This window comes from Undibacterium cyanobacteriorum, from assembly GCF_031326225.1.
GTDB lineage: Bacteria > Pseudomonadota > Gammaproteobacteria > Burkholderiales > Burkholderiaceae_D > Undibacterium > Undibacterium cyanobacteriorum.
Window position 1 is genome coordinate 4,150,470 of the sequence record NZ_CP133720.1, and the last position, 26,587, is coordinate 4,177,056.

At 50.1% G+C, this 26,587-nt stretch carries 24 protein-coding genes; 3 read left to right on the plus strand and 21 right to left on the minus strand.

Features of this window, described 5'->3' with window-relative positions:
- Positions 1-4 precede the first annotated feature (4 nt).
- The 20 genes from RF679_RS17345 to RF679_RS17440 all read right to left on the minus strand — a co-directional run bounded on the left by RF679_RS17345 (position 5) and on the right by RF679_RS17440 (position 21,973).
- Entirely contained in the window at positions 5-934 is a 930-nt protein-coding gene (locus RF679_RS17345; protein WP_309481883.1) for a hydroxymethylglutaryl-CoA lyase, read from the minus strand.
- A gap of 1 nt (position 935) precedes the next feature.
- Positions 936-1,865, minus strand: coding sequence for a 2-hydroxyacid dehydrogenase (locus RF679_RS17350; RefSeq protein ID WP_309481884.1), 930 nt, complete (start codon positions 1,863-1,865; stop codon positions 936-938).
- A gap of 66 nt (positions 1,866-1,931) precedes the next feature.
- Complete coding sequence (locus tag RF679_RS17355) at positions 1,932-2,303, minus strand: endonuclease domain-containing protein (protein WP_309481885.1); 372 nt, start codon at positions 2,301-2,303, stop codon at positions 1,932-1,934.
- A gap of 197 nt (positions 2,304-2,500) precedes the next feature.
- Positions 2,501-4,495, minus strand: a complete 1,995-nt coding sequence (locus RF679_RS17360) for an acetyl/propionyl/methylcrotonyl-CoA carboxylase subunit alpha (RefSeq protein WP_309481886.1) — start codon at positions 4,493-4,495, stop codon at positions 2,501-2,503.
- Between the two features lie 187 nt (positions 4,496-4,682).
- Positions 4,683-5,723, minus strand: a complete 1,041-nt coding sequence (bioB, locus tag RF679_RS17365; protein WP_309481887.1) for a biotin synthase BioB — start codon at positions 5,721-5,723, stop codon at positions 4,683-4,685.
- An 83-nt stretch (positions 5,724-5,806) separates the two neighbouring features.
- Complete coding sequence (gene bioD / locus RF679_RS17370; protein ID WP_309481888.1) at positions 5,807-6,505, minus strand: dethiobiotin synthase; 699 nt, start codon at positions 6,503-6,505, stop codon at positions 5,807-5,809.
- A gap of 281 nt (positions 6,506-6,786) precedes the next feature.
- The gene (bioF, locus tag RF679_RS17375) at positions 6,787-7,971 is read right to left on the minus strand and encodes an 8-amino-7-oxononanoate synthase (protein WP_309481889.1); all 1,185 of its coding nucleotides are present in this window, start codon (positions 7,969-7,971) and stop codon (positions 6,787-6,789) included.
- Entirely contained in the window at positions 7,968-9,356 is a 1,389-nt protein-coding gene (gene bioA, locus RF679_RS17380) for an adenosylmethionine--8-amino-7-oxononanoate transaminase (protein ID WP_309481890.1), read from the minus strand. Before bioA ends, bioF begins: the two co-directional genes overlap by 4 nt.
- A 316-nt stretch (positions 9,357-9,672) precedes the next feature.
- Positions 9,673-10,455: an enoyl-CoA hydratase/isomerase family protein gene (locus RF679_RS17385; RefSeq protein WP_309481891.1), complete on the minus strand. Its 783-nt coding sequence runs from the start codon at positions 10,453-10,455 to the stop codon at positions 9,673-9,675.
- Positions 10,456-10,616: 161 nt separating this feature from the next.
- Complete coding sequence (locus RF679_RS17390; RefSeq protein WP_309481892.1) at positions 10,617-12,239, minus strand: carboxyl transferase domain-containing protein; 1,623 nt, start codon at positions 12,237-12,239, stop codon at positions 10,617-10,619.
- 169 nt (positions 12,240-12,408) lie between these two features.
- Entirely contained in the window at positions 12,409-12,786 is a 378-nt protein-coding gene (locus RF679_RS17395) for a YchJ family protein (protein ID WP_309481893.1), read from the minus strand.
- 294 nt (positions 12,787-13,080) lie between these two features.
- A complete protein-coding gene (locus RF679_RS17400) occupies positions 13,081-13,476 on the minus strand; it encodes a rhodanese-like domain-containing protein (protein WP_309481894.1) in 396 nt (131 codons plus the stop codon).
- A 165-nt stretch (positions 13,477-13,641) separates the two neighbouring features.
- Entirely contained in the window at positions 13,642-14,247 is a 606-nt protein-coding gene (locus tag RF679_RS17405) for a 2-hydroxychromene-2-carboxylate isomerase (protein WP_309481895.1), read from the minus strand.
- A 94-nt stretch (positions 14,248-14,341) separates the two neighbouring features.
- Positions 14,342-14,659 carry a hypothetical protein gene (locus RF679_RS17410; RefSeq protein ID WP_309481896.1) on the minus strand — a complete coding sequence of 106 codons (318 nt, stop codon included), beginning with the start codon at positions 14,657-14,659 and terminating at the stop codon, positions 14,342-14,344.
- A 34-nt stretch (positions 14,660-14,693) separates the two neighbouring features.
- Positions 14,694-15,827 carry an acyl-CoA dehydrogenase family protein gene (locus RF679_RS17415; RefSeq protein WP_309481897.1) on the minus strand — a complete coding sequence of 378 codons (1,134 nt, stop codon included), beginning with the start codon at positions 15,825-15,827 and terminating at the stop codon, positions 14,694-14,696.
- A gap of 66 nt (positions 15,828-15,893) precedes the next feature.
- Positions 15,894-16,562 carry an SDR family oxidoreductase gene (locus tag RF679_RS17420; protein WP_309481898.1) on the minus strand — a complete coding sequence of 223 codons (669 nt, stop codon included), beginning with the start codon at positions 16,560-16,562 and terminating at the stop codon, positions 15,894-15,896.
- 86 nt (positions 16,563-16,648) lie between these two features.
- Positions 16,649-17,830 carry an acetyl-CoA C-acetyltransferase gene (locus RF679_RS17425; RefSeq protein ID WP_309481899.1) on the minus strand — a complete coding sequence of 394 codons (1,182 nt, stop codon included), beginning with the start codon at positions 17,828-17,830 and terminating at the stop codon, positions 16,649-16,651.
- Positions 17,831-18,166: 336 nt separating this feature from the next.
- Positions 18,167-19,933, minus strand: coding sequence for a bifunctional isocitrate dehydrogenase kinase/phosphatase (gene aceK, locus RF679_RS17430; protein ID WP_309481900.1), 1,767 nt, complete (start codon positions 19,931-19,933; stop codon positions 18,167-18,169).
- A 206-nt stretch (positions 19,934-20,139) separates the two neighbouring features.
- A complete protein-coding gene (locus RF679_RS17435) occupies positions 20,140-21,324 on the minus strand; it encodes an isovaleryl-CoA dehydrogenase (protein WP_309481901.1) in 1,185 nt (394 codons plus the stop codon).
- A 256-nt stretch (positions 21,325-21,580) separates the two neighbouring features.
- A complete protein-coding gene (locus RF679_RS17440) occupies positions 21,581-21,973 on the minus strand; it encodes a MerR family transcriptional regulator (protein ID WP_309481902.1) in 393 nt (130 codons plus the stop codon).
- 253 nt (positions 21,974-22,226) lie between these two features.
- Here RF679_RS17440 and RF679_RS17445 point away from each other — a divergent pair, with 253 nt between their 5' ends.
- From RF679_RS17445 to RF679_RS17455, 3 genes are all read left to right on the plus strand, one after another.
- Entirely contained in the window at positions 22,227-23,291 is a 1,065-nt protein-coding gene (locus RF679_RS17445; RefSeq protein ID WP_309481903.1) for an MBL fold metallo-hydrolase, read from the plus strand.
- A gap of 75 nt (positions 23,292-23,366) precedes the next feature.
- Positions 23,367-24,296: a DMT family transporter gene (locus RF679_RS17450; RefSeq protein WP_309481904.1), complete on the plus strand. Its 930-nt coding sequence runs from the start codon at positions 23,367-23,369 to the stop codon at positions 24,294-24,296.
- 517 nt (positions 24,297-24,813) lie between these two features.
- Positions 24,814-25,758 carry a C13 family peptidase gene (locus RF679_RS17455; protein ID WP_309481905.1) on the plus strand — a complete coding sequence of 315 codons (945 nt, stop codon included), beginning with the start codon at positions 24,814-24,816 and terminating at the stop codon, positions 25,756-25,758.
- On the opposite strand, the gene RF679_RS17460 is transcribed toward RF679_RS17455, so the two are convergent.
- Positions 25,703-26,488, minus strand: coding sequence for a hypothetical protein (locus tag RF679_RS17460; RefSeq protein WP_309481906.1), 786 nt, complete (start codon positions 26,486-26,488; stop codon positions 25,703-25,705). The two genes, RF679_RS17455 and RF679_RS17460, sit on opposite strands and share 56 nt — an antisense overlap.
- Positions 26,489-26,587 lie beyond the last annotated feature (99 nt).

The following is a 26,587-nucleotide window of genomic DNA, read 5'->3' on the forward strand; positions in this document are numbered from 1 at the left end:
CTTCTTACGCTTGACGTTTGGCGGCGATCGCATTTCCAGCACGACTGACCGCTTTGCGGCCCAAATGCTGAGAAATAAACTGCCCTGCATCGACTACTTGATCAAGATCGATACCTGTCTCAACACCCAAGCCCTGCATCATGAACAACACGTCCTCGGTCGATACATTGCCGGTCGCACCTTTCGCATAAGGGCAACCACCCAAGCCAGCCACAGAAGAATGGAAAATGCCCACACCAACTTCCATGGCCGCATAAATATTCGCCAAGGCTTGGCCGTAGGTGTCGTGGAAATGTCCGGAGATTCGTTCGACAGGGAACTCTTGTGTAACACGATGCATCACCGCTTGTACATGACGCGGCGTACCGACACCAATGGTGTCAGCGATATCAATTTCGTCGCAACCCAGATCACGCATAAGTTTGACCACATCAGCGACTTGCTCAGGCGTTACCTCACCTTGATACGGGCACCCAAACGAGCAACTAATACTGCCACGCAAACGAATGCCATGTTGTTTCGCTGCCGCTGCCACATCGCGAAAACGCTCTATCGATTCGGCGATCGAACAATTAATATTTTTTTGCGCGAAGGCTTCGGATGCCGAGCTAAAGATCACGACTTCATCAGCGCCAGCCGCTAAAGCCGCTTCAAAGCCTTTCATATTCGGCGTCAACGCTGAATAAACGACGCCTGCTTTGCGCGTAATGCCGGCCATGACTTCCGTCGAGGTCGCCATCTGCGGTACCCACTTCGGCGACACAAAAGAAGCAGCTTCAATGTTCACGAAGCCGGCCTTCGTCAAACGATCGACGAGTTCAATTTTGACTTCTGCTGGAATCGTCTCTTTTTCATTTTGCAAGCCATCACGTGGACCGACTTCGACAATCTTCACGCGCGAAGGTAGGTTCACTTGTTTCGCTAATACGACCATTTCAATATCCTTTCAACTGGTCAACTAAGCCAGCAACGGTTTCACCACGCTCGAGCGCAGCGATTTTTCCTGCAATTTGTTTGGCACTCTCGTCCCGCACCGTCAACGCTGAAATATGCGGCGTGATATGGATCCGCTTTTCGGACCAGAATGGATGGGCGAGCGGTAGCGGTTCTTCGCGGAATACGTCAAGCGTCGCCCCTGCGATATGACCGTTTTGAATCAGCTTCAATAAATCGGCATCAACGATATGCGCGCCGCGGGCGACGTTAATCACGTAAGCGCCCTGCTTCAATTGCGACAGCTTGCTTTCATCGAGCAAGTTTTCGGTCTCCGTGGTCAGCGGCAAAATAAGCACCAACACTTTGGTCTGCTGCAAAAAGGAATCCAAGCCAGCATCCCCATGAAAGCATTGCACACCATCGATCTGCTTCGGCGACCGACTCCAGCCTAACAAAGGAAAATCAAAGACTTTCAAGCCATCAAGAATACGGTTTCCCAAGGCCCCCAATCCCAACACGCCGATACTGAAATCCTCTTTACGATGCTGCGGTAAAGGACGCCACTGCTGTTGATTTTGCAGCATCTCATATTCATCGAAACGGCGGAAATGCCGTAACACCGCATGGCTCACATACTCTGCCATTTGCACACCCATACCGGCATCGTCGACGCGAATCAAAGGCACGCCAGCAGGCAAGGCATCGCCTAATTGCAAGATCGCATCAACACCAGCGCCTAGGTTGAAGATTGCTTTCAAATCTGTACGTCCACGCAACATGGCGGCAGGTGGTTTCCACACCAAGGCATAATCGGCTGGCGCATCATCACCATCTTCCCAGATACGAATCTGCGCATCAGGAAGATAAGCCCGAAAAGCCTTCAACCAGACTTCAGGATCAGCACCGCTTGCGTAATAGATGATGTTCATTTTTTCCAATTGATCAATTTCGAATGTTGGAAGCTTTTGGTTTTAACCGTAGAAGCCTACGTGACACTAATCGGTGACCCTAGCATAAATCATTTCAAGAACGGACTCTGTTTCGGACAACATTTGATTATTCCAAAATCGCAGAACCTCGATACCTTGCAGTGCTAAGAATTGATCGCGGCTTTTGTCATAAGCTTGCTGTTCACTATGTTGGCCGCCATCCAATTCAATCGCTAAGCTCTTCTCGATACAATAAAAGTCAAGGATGTATCGCCCAACCGGATGTTGCCTCCGAAACTTAGCACCAGCCATTCTCCGATTTCTCAGCAAATACCAAAGCAATTGCTCGGCATCTGGCATATTTTGACGCATTTCTCGCGCGTACTGCTTGAGATCGTCAGGAACTTTGCTCGGGTAATGTGGATTGAACACCGTCATGTTGTTATGCGCTTTAATCCCCTTCTCCCGCGAGCGGGAGAAGGGTTAGGGATGAGGGTGGTCGTTCAACGACGTGCATCATGCTACGCCCATGTCTCAAATACCTAGATATCAAAATATTCAACAATCGCTGAACCTCCCTCACCCCCGCCCCTCTCCCGCCAGCGGGCGAGGGGAGTTAAATCACTGTTAAAGAATCACTGCTTAAAATTCAACAAAGGCGCACCTTCTGTCACCTGATCACCAACCGTATACAAAACTTCTTCAACGACGCCATCATGAGGTGCAGAGATGGTGTGTTCCATCTTCATCGCTTCCATAATCAACAGCGCCTCACCCTTCTTCACTTCTTGGCCGTTTTTCGCAATCACCGCGACAATCTTGCCGGGCATTGGTGCGGTCAAACGTCCACCCTCTGCTTCGTTTTCGCCAGCGTGCGCCATGACGTCAACGTAGTGCAAAACCGTGTGATGACCTTGTGTGAAGACATGGAACTGTTCCCCATCGCGCACCACAGTGCCGCGCATAGTTTGCTCGCCCATGGCCAAGACCAATTCGTTCGCGGCCTGCGACACCAAACGCACTTGTGTCGACGCGCCGTTCGCCGCCATGGTCCAGCCATCTTGTCCATAGGTGACAGAGAGTGAATGAGTGCCCTGCTCTTCTTCAAACTGCAAACCACGTTGCAACTGCGAGTTCATACGCCAGCCGGTGCTGCTCTGCCATGGATCGTTACCGACTTGTTTTTCGCTGGCGATCAATGCCACCGCCGCGAATGCCAAGGTTGATAGGTTCGCCGGCGCGACAGCAGGAAACAATGCGCCATGATGGCGCTCGATCAAACCGGTATCTAAATCGGCGTTAGAGAAGGCTTCACCTTGGACCAAACGCGAGAGGAAACCGATGTTCGAGTTCAAGCCCACAATCTGATATTGCGCCAATGCTTGTGCCATGCGCGCCAAGGCTTCTTTTCTATCCTTGCCCCACACAATCATCTTAGCAATCATAGGATCGTAGAAAGGCGAAATCGTATCGCCTTCACGCACCCCAGAATCGATACGGAAGGCGGCAGGCTCGTTGCTGCCACCGAGTTCGAAGTTAACCGCCTCTGGCGTACGCATATGGCGCAGCGTGCCGATCGAAGGGAGGAAGCCCTTCTCTGGATTCTCCGCATACACACGTGCTTCGATCGCATGACCATGAATGCGCAATTGATCTTGTTGCAGCGGTAGCTTTTCACCAGCGGCAACACGCAATTGCCATTCAACCAAATCGGTGCCGGTAATCATTTCTGTGACAGGATGTTCCACCTGCAGACGTGTGTTCATTTCCATAAAGTAGAATGAACCATCTTGGTTGGCGATGAATTCCACCGTACCTGCGCCAACATAGCCAACTGCTTTCGCTGCTGCCACGGCAGCTTCACCCATCGCTGCACGACGTTCTGCCGTCATGCCTGGCGCTGGTGCTTCTTCCAATACTTTTTGATGACGACGTTGTACCGAGCAATCGCGTTCAAACAAATACACGCAATTGCCATGGGTGTCAGCAAACACTTGGATTTCGATATGGCGTGGACGTTGCAAATACTTTTCGGCGAGAACTTTATCGTCACCAAACGAATTGATCGCCTCGCGTTTGCACGATGCCAAACCGTCTTTGAAGTCGGCCGCTTTTTCGATCACGCGCATGCCTTTGCCACCACCACCGGCACTGGCTTTCAGCAACACAGGATAGCCGATGCGATCCGCCTCGCCTTGCAAGAAATCTGAGTCTTGGTTGTCACCATGATAGCCAGGCACCAAAGGCACCTTAGCTTTTTCCATCAAAGACTTCGCTGCGGACTTGCTACCCATCGCCTCAATCGCAGAAGCTGGTGGGCCGATAAAAGCGATACCCGCTTTCGCGCAAGCATTCGCGAACTCACTATTCTCAGACAAAAAACCATAGCCAGGATGGATCGCTTGCGCACCCGTTGCCAACGCCACCTCGATAATTTTCTCGGCACGTAAATAACTTTCCTTGGCCGGTGCCGGACCAATCAAGACCGCTTCATCACACACCGCCACGTGTTTGGCATTCGCATCGGCTTCGGAATACACCGCCACCGTTTTGATACCCATACGACGCGCAGTCGCAGCAACACGGCAAGCAATTTCGCCACGATTGGCGATGAGGATTTTGCTAAACATGATTTTTATCTTTCGAAAATTTTTAAAAACTTAAACCTCTCAACACTGAGACACTGAGGCACAGAGAAGAGCATGAGAAAAGCAAAAATTCATATGCACAGTTCAATACAACATCCTAAAAACTAGAATTTCTCGGTCTTTCCTCTGTGTCTCTGTGCCTCTGTGTTGAGAGGTTTTCAATCAAACATTAACTACAACCACCAGCCTTCTTCTCTACTACACCACGCGTCTTCAAACCTAATTTTTCCAACAAGGCTTTGTCGTCTTCTGCTTCTGGATTTTCTGTAGTCAGCAATTTATCGCCGTAGAAAATCGAATTCGCGCCAGCGAGGAAGCACATGGCTTGCACTGCTTCGCCCATTTGACGACGTCCTGCCGACAAACGTACACGGGCTTTCGGCATCGTGATACGCGCTACCGCGATGGTGCGTACGAATTCCAAAGGATCGAGTGGGTCGAGGCCATGCAAAGGTGTGCCTTCGACTTGCACTAAATGATTCACAGGCACGGATTCTGGATAAGGATTCAAGTTCGCCAATTGCGAAATCAAACCAGCACGTTGACGACGACTTTCACCCATGCCGATGATACCGCCGCAACACACTTTCAAACCTGCGGTGCGCACATGTCCCAAAGTATCCAAACGATCTTGATAATCGCGTGTTGAAATCACGTTGTTGTAGAACTCTGGTGCAGTATCGAGATTGTGGTTGTAGTAATCCAAACCGGCTGCTGCCAATCGCTGTGCTTGCTCTTCCTTCAGCATGCCCAAGGTGGCACAGGTTTCTAAGCCCATGGCTTTGACTTCGCGCACCATGGTTTCAACTTTTTCCATGTCTCTATCTTTCGGCGAACGCCATGCTGCGCCCATACAGAAACGCGTTGCACCGTTTTCGCGTGCCGCTTTGGCCGCTTCCAACACATCGCGCACATCCATCAACTTCTTCGCTTCGACGCCCGTATCGTAGCGCGCCGCTTGTGGGCAATAGCCGCAATCCTCTTCACATCCGCCGGTCTTAATCGACAACAAGGTCGCGAGTTCAACATCACCGTTCGGAAAATTCTCTCGATGGATCTGTTGAGCCTTAAACAGAAGGTCATTGAATGGCAACTCAAACAGCGCCATTACTTCATCAACTGGCCAAGTTTCAGCCGTGATGGTTTTCACCGGCGCTTGAAATTGCAATGGTGCGCTAGTGGCGGTGTCGTTTTTCACTGTTTGTTCCATCTTCTTTTCCTTACTGTTATTACGCGATAACTACTGAATTACTTCAAACTTATTTCATACTTACGAGGTACACACACTACAAACTACGATGACTCGCCTCGCAAAAGTTCAAGTCTTAAATGTTGATGTGCATGGTCGAGCGCATCAGCCGCAAGGCGTGGCATCACGCCTAAACAGGGAGCCCCAATGCGCTGTGCGATCGCTTGCACGTTTTCATCAAAAAACCGCATGTCGCTATCAACCGTATTCGCGACCCAAGCTGCAAGTTTCAGACCACTCGCCCGTATGGCTTGTGCGGTTAACAAAGCATGATTGATACATCCCAAACGCATGCCCACGACGAGAATGACGGGCAAGCCTAAACGCTGCGCTAAATCGACCGTACTCGTCTGATCATCGAGCGGCACGCAAAATCCACCAACGCCTTCCACCAAAACCACGTCCGCGAGCGATTGCGCTTGTTGATAGCAGTGCTGAACATGCTGCACATCCATCTTCACGTTTTCCAACTTCGCCACAATATGCGGCGCCGCCGGTGTGCGCATCAAATAAGGCACCACGATTTCCTGCGGTGCTTTGATGCTGGAAGCGGCGACTAAACTATCCACATCTTCATTATGCAAAACACCGTCGACTTCCTCAGCACCAGACGCAATCGGCTTCATGCCCAAGGTCGATCTTCCTTGCTGGGTGAAAGCGCGCAGCAAAGCCGACGTAACGAAAGTCTTGCCGATCTCGGTATCTGTGCCAGTGATGAAATAATCGTTTGTTCTTGTTTGCATTGCTTAAATTTTATTTCTAAAACTATTCCTTACTACTCAACTCTCGTAGGGCGGGTGAAACCCGCGCTGCTCAGGCGCTCATCGTTCTGGCGGCGCGGGTTGCACCCGCCCTACAATGACCTTTACTACTTCCCCTTCAAGGGGAAGGCTGGGATGGGGACGGTTTTTTGCCCTATTGCAACTTGTCTCTATCGAAACCCATCCCCACCCTAACCCTCCCCTTGAAGGGGAGGGAGGGAATGATCGGCCAACCTCGTGTCAAAAATCTCGCTTCACAAACCTCACTCTTCCAAACCATTCACAGCATCAATCAACAAAGCCAAATCTTCTGCCGTATGCGCGGCCGACAAAGTGATACGCAAACGCGCTGTACCTTCCGGCACTGTTGGTGGCCGTATTGCTGGCACCCAAAATCCTTGTTCGTACAAAGTTGCTGCTGCCTTCAAACTTTCGGCATTGTCGCCAATCACAATCGGTTGCACTGCTGTATCTGATGGCATGAGTGTCCAACGCTTCAACTTTAAGTCACGGCGCAGTTGGGCAATCAAAGCCTGTAAATGAGCACGGCGCGCTCGTCCTTCTTCGCCTTGAATAATATCTAGACTCGTCAACAAGGCATGTGCCAAGGCCGGCGGTGCAGCGGTCGTATAAATATAAGGACGCGCTTTGTTCACCAACCATTCGATCACATCGGCATGTGCCGCCACGAAGGCTCCACCGACACCGGCCGATTTGCCCAAGGTGCCCATGTAGACCAAGTTAGGCGAACGCAGATTAAAGTGCTCTAAGACGCCACGCCCATTGGCACCTAAGGCACCGAAGCCATGAGCATCATCGATCACCAACCATGCATTAAACTCTTCGCACAAGGCGAGCAATTCTGGCACGGGGGCTAGATTGCCATCCATACTAAAGACGCTATCGCTGACCACGATTTTCGTCGGTGCAGATGAGGCCTGCAGCAAACTGCGTAAGGTCGCGACATCGCCATGCGGATACACCTGCAATTTTGCGCGCGACAATTTGGCGCCATCGATCAAAGATGCATGGTTCAGTGATTCAGAAAACAATTCCGTCTCTTTACCTGAGACCGCCGCCAAGCCCGCCAACACGGCGAGATTCGCCATATAACCCGTACAAAAATACAGCGCTTTGGCGTTCACCAAATGCGGAGCAACAAATTCTGCGAGGCGTTCTTCGAGCACAGCGTGAGCGTGACTGTGGCCGCTAATTAAATGTGAAGCACCACTACCGACCCCGTAAAGATCAGCACCTTTTTGCATGGCAGCGATAATTTTTGGATGCGCGGCCAAGCCGAGATAATCATTGCTACAAAACGCCAGCATATCGCGGCCATCAACCTTGACACGCGGCGCACTCGGGCTCTCGGCATGACGGCGACGACGACGCAAACTCTTCGCATCTAAGGCTGCTAATTCACGTTGGATTTGATCGAGTAGAATCACGCTGCTTCTCCCATGACTTGGTTGAAGACTTTCAGCATGCGTTCGCCTACCAAACTTATTTCTTCTTGATTCACAATATACGGCGGCATCAAATACACGGTGTTGCCAATCGGGCGTAACAACAATTCTTCTTGCAAAGCTTGGGTAAAGAAACGGCGTGAAAATGTTTTTGCGGCTGGCGCAGTGGCGTCATCAAACACGGCATCGAAAGCCCACATCATGCCCTGCTGACGGAAATGTTTGACTCGATGATGTTGCGCGAGTGGCTGCAAAGCCTCAGTGATGTTCGCCGCCTTCACGCGATTTTGCGCCAACACCTCATCGGTCTCGAAAATTTCCAAGGTCGCCAATGCGGCGCGGCAGGCCAAAGGATTGCCAGTGTATGAATGTGAATGTAAAAATCCACGACGCACATCGCTATCGTAAAAGCCTTGATAGATGTTTTCGCGCGTCATCACCAAAGACAGCGGCAAATAGCCACCACTAATTCCTTTGGATAAGCAGACAAAGTCAGGCCAAATTTGCGCATTTTCGCAAGCAAAGAAAGTGCCCGTGCGACCACAGCCAACCGCGATTTCATCGGCAATCAAATGGACTTGGTATTGATCACACAAAGCGCGCACCAATCGTAGATATTCGGGATCATGCATGGCGAAACCGGTCGCACATTGCACCAAAGGCTCTAAGATCACCGCTGCAATTTTGCCAGCACGTTCCTGCAAGCAGCGTTCCATATCGGCCGCTGCACGGCGCGCGACATCCATCGCTGTTTCACCTTCTTGTGCCAGGCGCGCATCTGGCGAAGCGACCACGTGAGCATTGCGGATCATGGGGCCGTAAGCGTCGCGGAATAAAGCCACATCTGTCACCGCCAGCGCGCCTATGGTCTCGCCGTGATAGCTGCCTTTCAGGCAAATAAATTCTTGCTTCTCGGTTTGACCTTGATTGCGCCAAAAATGGAAACTCATCTTCAAGGCGATTTCGGTGGCAGATGCGCCATCCGAGGCGTAGAAGCAGTGACCAAGCACGCCACCCGTGAGGGCAGACAACTTCTCGGACAAACGAATCACAGGCTCATGCGTAAAGCCTGCCAACATCGCATGTTCCAATTGATCGAGCTGATCTTTGAGTGCGGTGTTGATACGTGGATTCGCGTGCCCGAACAAATTGACCCACCAAGAGCTAATACCATCGAGATAGCGCTTGCCTTCCATGTCGACCAGCCAGGCGCCGCGACCATGACTCACCGGAATCAAAGGCATGGTTTCGTGGTGCTGCATTTGCGTGCACGGATGCCAGACGCTTTGCAGACTGCGCTCTACCCATGATGTGCTCGGTGTTTTCAATTCGGTATTCACTACGTTTAACTTATTTTTAAAAACCATTAACAACTGTTTTTGCCGTCATACCGGACTTGATCCAGCATTCCTTTGTATTCTTGCAAGGGTGGCGCGAACCGCGCTGTTGCTCAATGGCTAGGCGGCGCGGGTTGCACCCGCCCTACGGTTTTACTCTTAATCCCCTCTCCCGCGAGCGGGAGAGGGTTAGGGTGAGGGTGTTTCAGAATTCTGTAACGTTAGTTTTACGCTTACTTTGCAGAAACCTGAATCCCCCTCATCCCTAACCCTTCTCCCGCTTGCGGGAGAAGGGAGTAAAAAACCCCAAAATTGCAATCCAACCAAAACCCATCATTATACTTGATCACCCCAACCAGCTCGGCTTACGCTTCTCGAGGAAGGAACGCACGCCTTCACGACCTTCATCCGAGGCACGAATCATGGCAATCCCTTCTACTGTATTTGCAATCAAGTCGGGAGTAATTTCACGACCGCCGACATCGCGCACTAAGACCTTCGCTTGGGCGACTGCATTCGGACTATTGGTCACCAAAGCTTTAACGATCTCCGCCACTTTACTTTGCAAAGCATCCGCTGCCACCACCTCATGTACAAAACCAATTCGCAAAGCTTGCGCTGCATCGAAACGTTCTGCGGTTAAGAAATAGCGACGAGCGGCATTTTCGCCCATGGCTTTAATCACATACGGAGAAATCGTGGCAGGAATCAAACCTAACTTGACTTCACTCAAGCAGAACTGTGCGGTATCGACAGAAACGATCACATCACAAGCCGCGACCAAGCCCATACCACCGGCATAGCAGTCACCTTGAATTTGCGCCACCACAGGTTTCGCACAGGTATAGATGGCAGATAACATCGCGGCCAACGCACCCGCATCGGCAACATTCTCCGCATGCGTATAGTCCGCCATCTTCTTCATCCAATTGAGGTCAGCACCCGCGCAAAACGCAGGACCATTCGCCGCCAACACAATCGCGCGAATACTGGTATCGCCACTTAATTCATTAAACACCTGCGTAATCTCAGCAATCGTCGTTTCGTTGAACGCATTGCGTACATCAGGACGATTGAGCGTAACGGTGGCAACTTTGTTGTCGCGCGTGAGGGTGAGGGTTTGGTACATAAAACTTTCTTTCGACTATCGGCAAAAACTGGAGAACTGAACTCCTTCAAAAATTCGATTACAGGGATGCAGTACAAGGAAGAAACCGGAGCAATATGTCGATATTGCGAGGATTTCTGACGCCGTAATGCGCCCTGCAATCGGATTTAGGAAGGGGTTCACTACATTCTGAATATCCCAAACTTAGCATCTGGTATTGGAGCGTTGAGCGCGGCCGACAAGCCCAATCCCAACACCATACGCGTATCCGCTGGATCAATCACACCGTCATCCCACAAGCGTGCCGATGCATAGTAAGGATGGCCTTGGTGTTCGTATTGATCTTTGATCGGTTGTTTAAACGCGGCTTCTTCTTCGGCGCTCCAGCTACCACCTTTGGCCTCAATGCCATCACGACGCACGGTGGCCAACACGCTCGCGGCTTGTTCGCCGCCCATCACGGAAATACGGGCATTCGGCCACATCCACATGAAGCGCGGTGAATAAGCACGGCCGCACATACCGTAGTTCCCTGCGCCGAAACTGCCGCCAATAATCACGGTGAATTTCGGCACATTTGCTGTCGCCACTGCCGTCACCATCTTGGCGCCATTGCGTGCGATACCTTCGTTTTCATATTTACGGCCGACCATAAAGCCGGTGATATTTTGCAAGAACACCAGCGGGATCTTACGTTGGCAGCACAGCTCAATGAAATGCGTGCCTTTCAATGCGGCTTCGGAAAACAAGATGCCGTTGTTAGCGACGATACCAACCGGCATGCCGTGAATATGCGCAAAACCGCAGACCAGCGTCGTGCCGTAACGTGCTTTAAATTCATCGAAGTGGCTGCCATCCACGATACGGGCAATCACTTCACGCACATCGAAAGGTTTGCGTGTATCGACTGGAATCACGCCATACAATTCACTGGCCGGATATCTCGGTTCTTCCACCTTTTTCAACACCACGGTCTGTGGCTTCTGGCGATTCAAGTGCGAAACGATGCCGCGCGCCAAAGACAGCGCATGAGTATCATTTTGCGCGAGATGATCGGCTACACCCGACAAACGCGTATGCACGTCACCACCACCGAGATCTTCCGCACTCACCACTTCACCAGTCGCGGCTTTCACCAAAGGCGGGCCGGCCAAGAATATCGTGCCTTGATCTTTGACGATAATCGACTCATCGCTCATGGCTGGCACGTAAGCACCACCCGCTGTACATGAGCCCATCACCACTGCGATTTGCGGGATGTCCTTCGCAGACATATTGGCTTGATTGTAGAAAATGCGGCCGAAGTGATCGCGATCTGGGAACACTTCATCTTGGTTCGGCAAGTTTGCACCACCACTATCAACGAGATAGATACAAGGCAAATTGTTTTGCTCGGCGATCTCTTGTGCACGCAAATGCTTTTTCACCGTCATTGGGAAATACGTGCCGCCTTTGACCGTGGCATCGTTACACACGATCACACATTCTTGTCCGGCCACGCGACCGATACCCGTGATCACACCCGCACTTGGCGCCGCATCCGCATCGTTCTTTTCTTTATACATATTGAACGCGGCCAGTTGCGAAAATTCAAGGAAAGGCGTGCCCGGATCGAGCAACATTTGTACGCGATCACGCGGCAACAATTTACCACGCGCCAAATGCTTTTCACGCGCTGCCTCGCCGCCACCCAGCGAGATCTGGGCGATCTTGGCTTTAAGGTCATCCACAATCGCTTGCATCGCCGCAGCGTTGGTTTTGAAGTCCTCTGAACGAGGGTTAAGTTTGGACTCTAGAGTTGTCATAATTTTTTTCCGATTACTTATTGGGCTGTGCTCAATTTCATAAACCTTTTAAACCCCTCAACGCCGAGGCGCTGAGGCGCAGAGTAGAACGTTAAAAGAGAGGTCTTCTCTGTTTTCGATGTCCTCAACGCCTCTGCGTCTCGGCGTTGAGGGGTTTTCTGCCAATTCCTTATTGGTAGATTCCATCAACATAAAACCATTTGCCATCAAACTTCACGAAGCGACTTTTTTCGTGTAGTCGATGGGCTTTGCCACCAATTTTGTAACGCGCCACGAATTCCACCATGGCTTCTTTCTCTTGCGTTGTGTGTTTCTTTACTTCCAATCCTAACCACTTGGTCGGATCACCATGCACGATAGACTCCTTAGGACAAGTCCTTTCATCCCAAGTCGCTCGCAAATATGCTTCGTCGTTGAGCGTGTAGGCCGTGTAACGCGAGCGCATTAATGCTTCTGCAGTTGGTGCGACTTCCGCACCGCTGATGTAGCGGCCGCAACAGGCTGCGAATTCTTTGTTGGTGCCACAGGGGCAGATTGTTTTACTCACGCTTTACCTACTTATTTCTTTGTAGGACGGCGCTGATTGCACCCGCCCTACTTTTACCAAACGCTCCCTTCTCCCGCAATCGGGAGAAGGGTCGGGGATGAGGGTCGTTCAGAGTCGTACAAAATATGAAAGTACCAACGCACTCAAACTTCGCAGACTATGTATTCAAACACTGTGCAACTACTGAATCACCCTCACCCTAGCCCTCTCCCGCTTGCGGGAGAGGGGATATTCTTTCGACTAACTGCAATTTAGGATTTTTTTCAAGAAGTGGGTAAGAATAACTTACCAGTTTCAAACTTTCTTCTCCTTCACCGCCGTAGGCGCCCCCGCCGCTTTCCATGCGCCGAAGCCGCCGTCGATGTGGGCCACGTTTTCTAGGCCCATGTCTTGTACCGTCTTCGTCGTCAATGCACTACGCCAGCCGGCTGCGCAGAATAGGATGAATTCTTTTTGTTCGCCAAACACAGGTTTGAAATACGGTGAATCTGGGTCGATCCAAAACTCGATCATGCCGCGTGGTGCATGGAAGGCGCCGGGAATAATGCCTTCGCGTTCCAATTCACGAATATCGCGCACATCGATGAACTGCACATTCGGATCTGCTAGCTTCGCTTGCGCTTCGGCCACGCTATACGTTTTGATCTGCGCGTTGGCTTCTTCAACCAATTGTTTGTAGCCTTTTTTCATTTTGCATCCCAATAAGTTCTAGCATTGCAGATCAATAAAAAACTCTGAAAACCCCTCAACGCCGAGGCGCTGAGGCGCGGAGTAAAACCTTAAAAGAGAGGTTTTCTCTGTTTTCGAATTTCTCCGAGACTCCGCGCCTCGGCGTTGAGAGGTTTTATTTCAAATTCAAAATCCACCCGTAGCTAACCATTTTTCTAATTGAGGCAAACGATCGTTGCCCCAGAATGGTTCGCCTTCAACGATCATCCATGGCGCGCCAAACACGCCTTTGCTCACAGCCTCTTCACAGGCTGCTGCCAATTGCGCTTTGTATTTTTCATCTTTGCAGGCCGCTGCCGCTGCTTCACCATCGAGTCCCATTGCACTCACAAACTCGGCCAGCCAAGCAATATCATTCATGCCAGCCGGGCCTGAGAAGTAAGCCTTGGTCACAGCGCGTGTGAATTCACCGACACGGCTCGGCGCAACTTCTTTCATCCACAAGCACACACGTGCTGTGTTTTGCGTATTGATCGGAAATGGTTCTGGCAAAGTAAAAGGAATCTCAGCGTAACGCGCTGAACGTTCCATATCATGCTTGTGATAAGACGCCATGATCGGTGGACGCATCGTCAATGGACTGGAGTTAGTCGTTTTGAAGACCACTCCTAACAACACGGGTTTCCAATCAATTTCATAACCATACTTCGCCGCCAACTCTTCGATCACTTGCGTGGTCAAGTAGGCATAAGGTGAAACGTAGTCAAACCAATATTCGATGCGTTTGTTCATTGCTACTCCTTTGATCGGTTTCCTATCATCTACAACTTCCGGAATTTCAATTATCAATACGTCGTCACTTTCTCGAAGTGCCGGCGATACCTATTCAAATAAATGTCCGAGTGAACTCGCCATTTCGATCGCTCTGAGAAATACTTCCTTCATAAGCGAAACATTCCAAGGTTATTTCCGAATTCTCGATAAAACCAATAAAACCAACCTCGATTTCACCAAGCCTTCCCGAAATGTTTGGGCTATTTAATACGACGCGCTTCTTGGGCAACGCAGGGTGACGAAAACTTAGAAAATACCCCGCCCCACTGTATTCCACTTCAAACAAACTAACTTCTCCGCCTCTAACAACATCTGCTAGACCAAGCATTTCAAGCAATTCTTTGATAATTTGCAGCTCAAAGTCTTTCATGCTATCAACTCACCAATCAGCGGCAAAAAATCCCTCAATCCATCAGCCCACGGCCAATCAAAATCTTCTGAATATCCGAACTACCTTCATAGATCTGGCAAACACGCACATCGCGATAAATGCGCTCGACTGGGAAGTCGCTCACATAGCCATAGCCACCGTGAATTTGAATCGCATCGGAACACACTTTTTCTGCCATTTCGGACGCAAACAGTTTGGCCATGGCAGCTTCCTTTAAGCATGGTTTGCCGGCGTCTTTCATACTCGCTGCATGCCAAATCAATTGGCGTGCAGCTTCGATTTGTGTCGCCATGTCGGCCAAGCGGAATTGCACCGCTTGATGTTCAAAAATAGGCTTGCCAAACGTACGGCGATCTTTCGCATAAGTTAGGGCTGCCTCAAATGCAGCGCGTGCCATACCGACTGATTGCGAAGCGATACCGATGCGGCCACCTTCCAAACCCGACAAAGCGATCTTGTAGCCCATACCTTCTTCGCCAATCAAATTAGCAGCGGGGATGCGGCAGTTTTCAAACAAGATCTGCGCGGTGTCTGAGGAATGTTGCCCCATTTTATGTTCGAGACTCGCAACGATATAACCTGGGGTTTTGGTATCAACCCAAAAAGCGCTGATGCCTTTCTTGCCTGCTGCTTTATCTGTCATTGCCATCACAATCGCGACATCGGCGTGCTTACCGCTGGTGATGAATTGCTTCACACCATTCAGCACATACTCATCGTCTTCACGCTTTGCAGTGGTTTTCAGATCAGCCGCATCGCTACCGGCATGTGGCTCCGTTAAACAAAACGCGCCGAGTTTTTCACCACTAGCGAGCGGGCGCAACCATCGTTCCTTTTGCTGTGCGTTGGCATACATCATGCCAATACTACAAACGGGGCAATTATTCACGGATACGACAGTGGACGTTCCGCCATCACCAGCAGCGATTTCTTCCAACACCAAGGCCAGTGAAAGATAGTCCATACCGGCGCCGCCCAATTCTTCTGGAACCGCCACGCCATACGCACCCATCGCCGCCAATTCTTTGAGTTCTTCTGCGGGGAAGTGATGCTCTTTATCCCAACGCGCGGCATTCGGCGTAATGCGCTCTTGCACAAAGCTACGCACTGCATCGCGGATCATTTCGTGTTCTGATGTTAGTTGCATGTTCTTACCTGTTTACGAATATTTTTAAAACCCCTCAACGCCGAGACGCTGAGGGGTTTTCTTCAATTACCAATCCAACTGCGACCCGTCATAACTCAGAAACTGTCCATTCTGAGCGTGACCGCTCTCAGCAATCACATGCCGCATTCCTGCAACGCTGACTTCGACACTGATTTCTGCACCTGCCCCGCCCATATCGGTCTGAACCCATCCTGGATGAAAGGCGATGCAAGTCGCTTTCTGTGCGCTGAGTGACACATCCTTTAAAACCGAATTCAAAGCCGCTTTACTGGCGCGATATAACCAAGACGAATTATTCTCGCGCATGCCAATCGATCCCATAGTCGAAGACAGCGCCGCCAATTTTCCCGCGGCGTTTTCGACTAGTGGCAAAAGAATAGGCAAGATGCGCATAGCGGCTAAGACATTGGTATGCATGACTTCGTCAAAGCTAGGTTGAAACGGTGTTTGCAAGCCTTGTGTGCGAGTCCCTAGCACACCAGCATTCAAAATCGCCACATCGATTTTTTCATCATCAAGTCGCCAGCCTAAGCCAGCACAATCATTGAGATTATTCACATCCATCGGCATCGTTTCGCAGCCCAGACTTTTCAGATTTTCCAAACCCTCGGGCGTGCGCGCAGTCGCAATCACACGCCATCCTGCTGCTTTGTACTGACGTGCAAATTCGTATCCGATTCCTCGTGAGGCACCGATGATGAGTGCTGTTGGCATTAGTTTTGACTCCGGTTTTGTAGGTTGGGCTGGCAAGCCCAACTTCGCAATTTCATTGTTGGGCTTACCGGCCCAACCTACGTTTATTACACCAACTCAATCGCCATCGCGGTCGCTTCACCGCCACCGATACACAAAGAAGCCACGCCACGTTTGCCGCCACGTGCTTTCAAAGCGCCGATCAGTGTCACGATAATACGAGCACCGGATGCGCCGATTGGGTGACCGAGCGCGCAAGCACCACCATGGACATTGATCTTGTCGTGTGGGATGTTCAAGTCATGCATCGCTGCCATAGGTACTGCGGCGAAAGCTTCATTGACTTCAAACAGATCGACATCAGCAGTAGTCCATCCTACTTTTTTGTAGAGTTTTTCGATGGAACCCACTGGGGCAGTCGTGAACCAACCTGGTTCTTGTGCATGCGTTGCATGGCCCAAAATTTTCGCGATTGGTGTCAAGCCTAATTCTTTGGCTTTCGATTCACGCATCAAGACCAATGCCGCTGCACCATCGTTGATGGAAGAGGAAGATGCCGCTGTAATCGTGCCATCTTTTTTGAAAGCTGGTTTCAAGTTAGGGATCTTATCGATCTTCGCTTTCAATGGGCCTTCATCTTTATCGATCACGACATCACCACCACGACCAGACACGGTCACTGGCGCGATTTCCCATGCGAACGCACCACTGTTTGCTGCCGCTTGGGCACGCGTCACAGAAGCAATCGCAAAGGCGTCTTGTGCTTCACGGGTGAAGCCATATTTGCTGGAGCAATCTTCTGCAAAAGTGCCCATAGAGCGGCCTTTGTCATAAGCGTCTTCTAAGCCGTCGAGCATCATGTGGTCGAAAATTTGGCCGTGGCCGATACGGTAACCGCCACGTGCTTTCGGAATCAAATACGGTGCATTCGTCATCGATTCCATACCGCCAGAGATCATGACTTCATTGCTGCCTGCCAAAATCGAATCGTAAGCCATCATGGTGGCCTTCATCGCGGAACCGCACATCTTCGACAAAGTCACAGCACCAGTCGAATACGGCAAGCCCGCAGCCAACAAAGCTTGACGTGCTGGCGCCTGACCTTGACCTGCCATCAAGCAGTTACCGAACAATACTTCCTCGATCAACTCTGGCTTCACACCAGCACGCTCAACCGCCGCCTTGATAGCCACCGCACCCAATTGACTCGCTGTCAAAGAAGCGAAATCACTTTGAAAAGCGCCCATAGGTGTACGTGCTGCGCCGACGATTACGATAGGATCATTCATGGTTTTCTCCAGATTTATTGATAACTACTTTTTTGAAAATATTCTTTTAGCTGCTTCGATACAAAACAAAATTTTTACTTCTCAGCGCAGGTTTCACCCGCCCTACAAAATTTATTGAAATCCTGCTCACAAGGCTGACGCAATCGCGTCCCAGCTAGGCACGCCGTCGAAGACAGTGCACACGCACAGCTAGACGGCACATCAACCCTGGGGCGGGATTTCACAAGCCGCCATAACTCTTACAAGGCTGACGCAATCGCGTCCCAGCTAGGCGTGCCGTCGAAGACAGTGCGCATGCACGGCGAGACGGCGCAACAACGCTGGGGCGCGATTTCGTCAGCCGCCTCCAAATCGAATTTCCTGGGGATATGGGAATACATCATCCACCTTCCCCTTCAAAATTCTGTCTTTTCTTTCCTGCCAATACTGCGCCGTCAATAGATCGGCATGGTGTTTCATGAAATACTGTTTTACCTTGGCGTTGCCTAACAAGAAGCTGCCGAACTGCTCTGGGAACACATCGTTCTTTGCAATCGGATACCACGGTTCGGCGGACATCTCGTCCTCTTCATTACGTGGTTGTGGAATATTCCGGAAATTGCAATCGACGATGGTTTCGATCTCATCGTAGTCGTAAAACACAACGCGTTTATGACGCGTCACGCCAAAGTTCTTGTACAGCATATCGCCAGGGAAAATATTCGCAGCGACCAAATCTTTAATCGCGTTGCCGTACTCGATAATCGCATGCTCGATCGCTGCATCATCACCGCGTTGCTCGGCTTCCATCAGCCAAATATTCAGTGGCGTCATGCGACGTTCAATGTACAAGTGCTTGATGATGACTTCGTCCTCGTTCACTTCCAAAATCGACGGTGCATAACTACGAATTTCCGCGAGTAGATCTTCAGAAAAACGTGAGCGCGGGAAAGCCACATCGGAGTATTCCAAAGTATCGGCCAAACGGCCTACGCGATCATGGTTCTTGACCAACTGATACTTCTCTTTGATCAAAGCTTTCGAGGTTTCCTTCGGCGGTGGAAAACTGTCCTTGATCAATTTGAATACATAGGGAAATGAAGGTAAGGCAAATACCAGCATCACTAAGCCGCGGATACCAGGTGCCACGGCGATCATATCGGACGAGTATTTCAAATGATGCAGGAAGTCACGGTAGAACAAATTCTTGCCGTGCTTTTGCAAACCCAACATAGTGTAGATCTCGCTGCGCGGCTTGCGTGGCAAGATACTGCGAATAAACTGGACATAGGCCGATGGCACATCCATATCGACCATGAAGTAAGCGCGCGTGAACGAAAACAAGACCGTGATGTGCATGTTGTCGAACAAGATCGTGTCGAGGATCAACTCCCTATTTTTATTGTGAATAATGGGAATCACAAACGGCATTTCTTGATTGCCGTTGATACTCTTGCCGATGATGTAGGCTGCTTTGTTACGGAAGAATAAGCTGGCTAAAACTTGTAGCTGATGATTCGGTTCGAAACGCGCATCACCAAATTGCTCCAACAAGCGCGCTTCAACTTTCGCGATGTCCGCATCAAGGTGCGCAAATGGTGTTTGTAGTTGAAAATTAGTGACGATACGTTTTAAGCTAAAGCTCAGACCATCAGCGGCTGGATAGTACACGCGATAAGTCGCGGGCGTGTCTTCGCGTTCGATGTAATCGGTCGCCGTCGCTGGACGTACAAAGATAAAATCATTGTGAAAATAAGTACGATGCAAGAGCTTAGTGCAAACGGTATTGAAGAACGTTTCCGCTAACTCAGGTCGCAAATGATCGATCAGCAAACCCATGTAATGCAACTTCACCTCGCGCCACACCTCGTCCGTTAAATCCTCTTTGTCGTATTCATCCTCAAGAATTTGAACGCACTCTTTAGCACGTCGATCATAGTAGGCAATCCGCTCGCGGGCATCCTCCTGCGCCGCTTTCCAATCCGCCTTCTCAAACCGCTGCTTCGCCAACTGCGTAGTGGCACGGAACAAGCGGTAATGCTTATCAAAACCGTCGAGTATGGTCCTTGCAATGTCGAATGCAATTTGCGAAGACAACAATTTAGGAAAAGCGATTTGGGGCATCAGCGTCAACCGTTTCAAAACCTCTCAACACAAACTCGCAAGGAACCGAGTTCAACGATTTTCAGAATTGCGTACCACGAACCAATGACCGTTGAGAAATTCGATTATGGGGAAGCAGTTCAAGGCGCCGCCCGCAGCAATATGTCGATATTGCGAGGACCGGCAACGCCGAAATGCACCCCAGAATCGGATTTATCAATGCGTCATTACAGAGTTTCGGCGAACAGTTCACGACCGATGAGCATACGACGAATTTCACTCGTACCCGCACCAATCTCATACAACTTCGCATCACGCCACAAGCGACCCACTGGGTATTCGTTGATGTAGCCATTACCACCCAAAGTTTGAATCGCTTCGCCGGCCATCCAAGTTGCTTTTTCAGCGGAATATAAAATCGCCCCAGCTGCGTCTTTACGTAGAGCACGTGTCGCTTCTGGTGTTTTTGCGCGTACACAGGCTTCGCCGACCGCATAGACGTAAGCTTTGCATGCCATCATGGTCGAATACATATCGGCGATTTTGCCTTGCATCAGTTGAAATTCACCGATCGCTTGGCCGAATTGTTTGCGTTCGTGAATGTAAGGAACCACCACATCCATACACGCTTGCATAATGCCTAATGGGCCGCCCGACAACACAGCGCGCTCAAAATCCAAGCCAGACATCAAAACATTGACGCCTTTGCCAACGCCACCGAGTACGTTTTCCACTGGCACTTCGCAATCTTGGAATACCAATTCGCCCGTGTGCGAACCGCGCATACCGAGCTTGTCGAGTTTTTGCGCAATGCTGAAACCTTTGTAGCCTTTTTCGATGATGAAAGCAGTCATGCCGCGTGGGCCCGCTTCCAAATCGGTCTTCGCATACACCACTAATGTGTCTGCATCTGGGCCATTCGTGATCCACATTTTATTGCCGTTCAAGACGTAGCGATCGCCTTTCAAATCGGCTCGCAATTTCATGCTGACGACGTCGGAACCCGCGTTTGGCTCGGACATCGCCAAAGCACCAACGTGTTCACCAGATATTAATTTCGGCAAGTATTTTGCTTTTTGTTCTGCATTGCCGTTGCGATTAATTTGATTCACGCACAAATTAGAATGCGCGCCATAAGACAAACCAACAGAGGCGGATGCGCGAGAAATTTCTTCCATAGCGATGATGTGCGCGAGGTAACCCATATTCGCGCCACCGTATTCTTCAGACACAGTCATGCCCAACAAGCCCATCTCACCCATGGCTTTCCACAGATGCATAGGGAATTGGTCAGTCTTGTCGATCTCCGCCGCCAATGGCGCGATTTCAGATGCAGCAAACTGTTGAACGGCTTCACGCAAAGCAGCGATGTCTTCGCCATGATCGAAAGTTAAACCTGGTAAATGCAACATAGTGTCCTCGATTTTTAGAAAAAGCGCGCACGTGGTTGAGATGAGAAACCCCTCAACGCCGAGACGCTGAGGTGCAGAGAACATCTAAAACAGAGAAAACCTCTCTTTCAAGGTTTTCCTCTGCGTCTCTGTGCCTCCGCGTTGAGGGGTTTAAGATTACACCCGCAGCACTACTTAAGACGATAAATATGATTAATTCAAACGACAAAAATGATACTTCGAATTGACGTTAACGTAAACGTCAATTCGCATAATATTATTTTGCTTTTTTGGCAATTTCAAGCAAGCGACGGCTTTCGTCTTCGTGTGACTTGATTTCGGCCAGCATGATTTCGATATCCTCACGTTGTTGCTCCAAAGAAGCGCGGTGTTTCGCCAACACTTCCAGAAAACTTTGCAACTGTACTTCGGTGTCCTTGGGCGAGTCATACATCGTGACCAAGTGTTTAATTTCGGAGAGGCTCAAACCTAAACGCTTGCCACGCAAGGTTAATTTGAGGTGTGTGCGCTCACGTGCCGAGTACACTCGATTGCGCCCACTAGGGCCTTCGCGCTTCGGACTCAGCAAGCCTTGATCTTCATAAAAGCGGATTGCACGCGGCGTAATATCGAATTCTTTTGCTAATTCGGTAATTGTATAAGTTGCCATTGTTTAATTTTTTCTCGCGGATTCGGCTAAAAAAGCCTACCTCTATGCAGATTTGAATTTAGAATCCTAGCTTAAACGCAGTTAACGTAAACGTCAATTTGCAACACCCGCCCTCGTCTTTCGTTTGAACGAGTGCAGGCGGTCTTACAACTCTCTCAGAAAACTAGATTAATCGTCGGCTTTGAACCGGAAAAAGCTTGGGTGTCAGCATCAATGTCACCAGCATGATCATCAAACCGCGACGCATGAAAACATGAATCACCTCGAACAAGAATTACATTACCCTTTGGCCGATCAAGTGCCGAACCCAGGCCAATGCATTGCCGTCGCCCCCGGGATTTTCTGGATACGCATGGGCCTACCGTTTGCGCTCAACCATATCAATCTTTGGCTGTTGGAAGATGAAATAAAGACTGAGCAAGGCGTGCAAGCAGGCTGGACCGTGGTCGATTGCGGCATCAATAGCGATACCACGCGCGACGCTTGGGAAGTCTTATTCGGTAGCCATCTACGTGGCTTGCCAATTTTGCGGGTGCTCGTCACACACTGCCACCCTGATCACGTCGGCCTTGCCGATTGGTTATGTTCGCGTTGGAAAGCTCCGTTACTCATGAGCACAGGCGAATACGCGTTTGCCCGCATGATGTCGGCAGGTTTACCTGGCGTGGACGGTTCGGCGATGTTTCCTCATTTCCGCAAGCACGGCTTAGTGACCGCGGAAATGCAAGAGAAAATCCAGGAGCGCAAAACCTATTACACACGTTTGGTACCGACGGTGCCAACCAGCTATCAACGCCTGCAAGATCAACAAGAGATTCACATTGGCAAGCATACATGGCGCGTGATCACTGGCTTTGGTCACTCACCAGAGCACGTCTCTTTGTATTGCGCCGAGATGGCCTGCCTGATTTCAGGCGATATGTTATTGCCGCGCATCTCCACCAATGTCTCCGTGTTCGCGGTCGAGCCTGAAGCAAATCCTGTGAGTTTGTATTTGAACTCGTTGACGAAGTACGCCGACTTGCCTGAGCAATGTTTAGTGTTGCCCTCGCATGGCAAACCATTTCAAGGCATGCACAAACGGATCGCGCAATTACATCAACACCACGCCGATCGACTCGATGAAGTGCTGCGCGCTTGTACCGTGCCCTTATCGGCCAATGAGATCGTACCGATCATGTTTAAACGCGAACTCGACGCCCATCAACTGACCTTCGCTTTAGGTGAAGCGCTGGCACACTGCCACTACTTGTGGTTCGAGGGCAAACTCAAACGTGAACTCGGTGCCGACGATGTTTATCGCTTTGTGGCATGCTAGCGTTTTTTCTGATTGCGATAGAACCGTTGTGACCGTTACGCTCGCATCGTGATCCCCCATTGAATGACAGCCAACATGGAAAAGCACCACTACTCGGTTTATCTCAAACTTGTTTTCGTCGCCTTGTTTTGGGGTGGTACTTTTATCGCGGGACGCATCGTTTCAACTGAAGTACCGCACATGATTGCGGCCGCAGGACGCTTCTTCGTCGCTTGCCTATGCTTGTTACCATTGGCGTGGAAATTGGAAGGTGGTTTACCAAAATTGTCGCGCCAACAGATGCTGGCGACACTCGGCTTGGGCGCGAGCGGCATCTTCTTTTATAACTTGTTTTTTCTGGCCGCTCTGCAACGCATGCCCGCCGGTCGCAGCGCGCTCTTTGTCTCTTTGAGCCCAATCGTCACCGCCTTATCGATGGCCGTGATTTTTCGTGAACGCTTAGGTTGGCGTAAATGGTTAGGCATTGCGATTGCCTTCATCGGTGCAGCGATTGTGTTGACGCGCGGTGAACTGATGCAAGCGGTTCATGATCTCTCCGCAAGTATGGGCTGGGGTGAAGCCTTTATGCTATGTGCAGTTGCCTCCTGGACCACCTATACCATCCTCGGCAAACAAGCACTCAAAGGTTTAAGTCCCGTCGCCGCGACGACCTATGCATCCTTGTGGGGCTTCGTAATGCTGTGCATCGGTGCGATTTTTCAATGGTCGGACTTCAATGCAAGTCGCCTGAATTGGCAAGTACAAAGCGCTATCGTTTTTCTGGGCGTGTTCGGTACCGTGATCGGTTTTATTTGGTACTACGAAGGTGTCAAAGCACTCGGCCCCGCGCGCACTGCTGTCTTCAATAATCTGGTTCCCGTTTTCGGCGTGGCCTTGAGTGCGCTGATGCTGCATGAGCCGATCTTAATTTCCATGGTCGTCGGTGGCTTGCTGGTGATGTTGGGCGTGACGATTACTAATCGCAGTAATGCCGCTCCGCCATCCTCCGCAGAAAAGGCGAATTAAGACAGAAAAGATCGTCCAAAGAAATGGACTAAAGAAGCAAGAGCAGAAACAATCCAAATAGACTCAGCATGGCGCCACAGGCCATAACAATAATCAAGCACAGTTTCTGAATAGGCAGCCCCCACTGTCCGACATGGAGACGTGGCACACTATGGTGCCGCTTTTCCGAATAGGTATTTGAGTTTTCTAATAGCGCTTGAACGCGGCAATGGATCACGTTGTCTCCGTTTGAAATATAAAGGAGAAGATTCAATCGAGCCCCGATTAAATCACCACGACACCCCGCCAGGAAAAAAATAAAAAAGGTAGCGAAAAGCAGCACGAAAACGCATGCAATTTGCTACCAAGACTGAGATTCTCACCACTCACCTCCTCTAAACTCGGTCTTCGCGCCATAGTGTGTACGCGCACTTAGTCCGCAAAGCCCGAATATTTTTAGTGTAAATTTGACACCATCAAGCGAACCGCGCTACAGTGCGGTCTTACCTTATTTGTTTTCTTTTTTACATCACCCAAGATGAAATCCATTCCTTTGACATCTCGCTTCGCGGCCTTCTTGCTTCATTTCAGCATCCTCGGACTCAGTATTTGCACTGCAGTTCAGGTCGATGCAGCTGAACCCAAACTCGAGCATGCCCTCACACCAAGTAATGCTCTCGCAAAGGCGCAATCCAAACAAATACTTGACGCGCAATTCGATGCCATTCAACGACAGGCCAAGCAACAAGCAGGAGCGCATCTGTGGTTTGCTGGATTCGGTCTCGATTCTGGCTCAAACGCTTTTCGAGGCGATGTCGATTTAGCAGAAAGCAAAATACGCTCAGTCAATCCACAGCTCTTGGCCTACAAGCTCGACAATCAAGCGCAAACCGTCGAACTAGATCGCCCCTTCGCCCATCTTGGGAATTTTCAAAAGACGATAAAACACATCAGCCAACAGGTAGGCGAGAAAGATGTCGTCGTGATTTTTATGAGTAGCCATGGAAACGTAGGTTACCTCGCCAACCAAATCGGTCAACAACGCTATGGGAATATCACTGCGGGCCACATCAAAACCGTTCTACAAGATCTTAAAGATACGCCCACGGTACTGATTATTTCAGCGTGTTACTCAGGCTCCTTGATCTCCACGCTTGAAGCGCCCAATCGCATCATTCTCACTGCCGCATCCAGAAGTAAAACTTCGTGGGGCTGCGCCCCGTTGGACCAGAACACTTTCTTTATCGACGAATTATTCGGCAAGTCTTTCGACGCTTCACTGACATTGAAACAGGTGTTTGAGAAAACCGAGAAGCAAATCATCCAACGTGAAGAGGCGCTAAAACTAAGTCATTCTGAACCACAAATTTTCGTCGGCGATCGTATGCGCGATTTCGCTAACGAAACGCTCAACAAATCGCTGCTGCTTACTTCAACGGTAACAAACCCGGACGCCAAGGCTGCACCCAAGGGCACACAATAAAGTAAGCGGCCAAAGCTGCGAGCAGATGTTTCAAACTATGGCCACTCATAAAGCCGATGGTATTCAACACCGCGACATCTGCTAACTCAAACACTTTCGCCAGAACATAAAGACCAATCGCCAAACCGAAAGACATTCGTTCGCGTTTAGAAGCTTGACCTAAGTACTGCCACAGCGGCGGCAAGAGAATCGCGAAGATTTGCAGAGCCAAATAAGCGCGTAAATCGCCGCTATACTGCCACCACCACACCGACAGAGCAGCGAAAGCCAGCGCCAACAATAGTTCGCTCCACGCCGTCGGCAAAGACATTTTTGCGGCTGGTCGCATCAGTACGATGAGAGAGGCGCATGCCGTCGCGATCGGCAATCGATCCCAAAACAGACGCATGTCATCCGGCGCTAAATGATAATAAGAAGAGCACCAAGCGGTCGCGATAATGCTGACAATAAAGCTCAGCAAAGCGGGTCGTCTATGATCTCTCACTAAAGACCAATGGCTCATAAACTGCTGCAAGCCCCACAAACCGACCAATAAAAAAGCAAGATTAGAAAGCACATCGCGTGCATGGTTTACGCCTAGCCAATGAGCTTGGTCAGCAAACTCGTGATAATGATCGAATTGTTGAATAGGCCCGTGTTCCCACAACAAAAAAAGCACAAACACCAACACTAAACTAGGCAAGAATTTGAGCGCTCGATGCGGTCTTGCCAATTGAAATGCAAATTCCATGTCCCCTCCGTGAAAGAACCCGCAGTGTGCCTCAAATCGCTCACTTGATAAACTTTTAGATCAAAAGTCTATTGATTTAAAAATGAAAGTATAGGATAT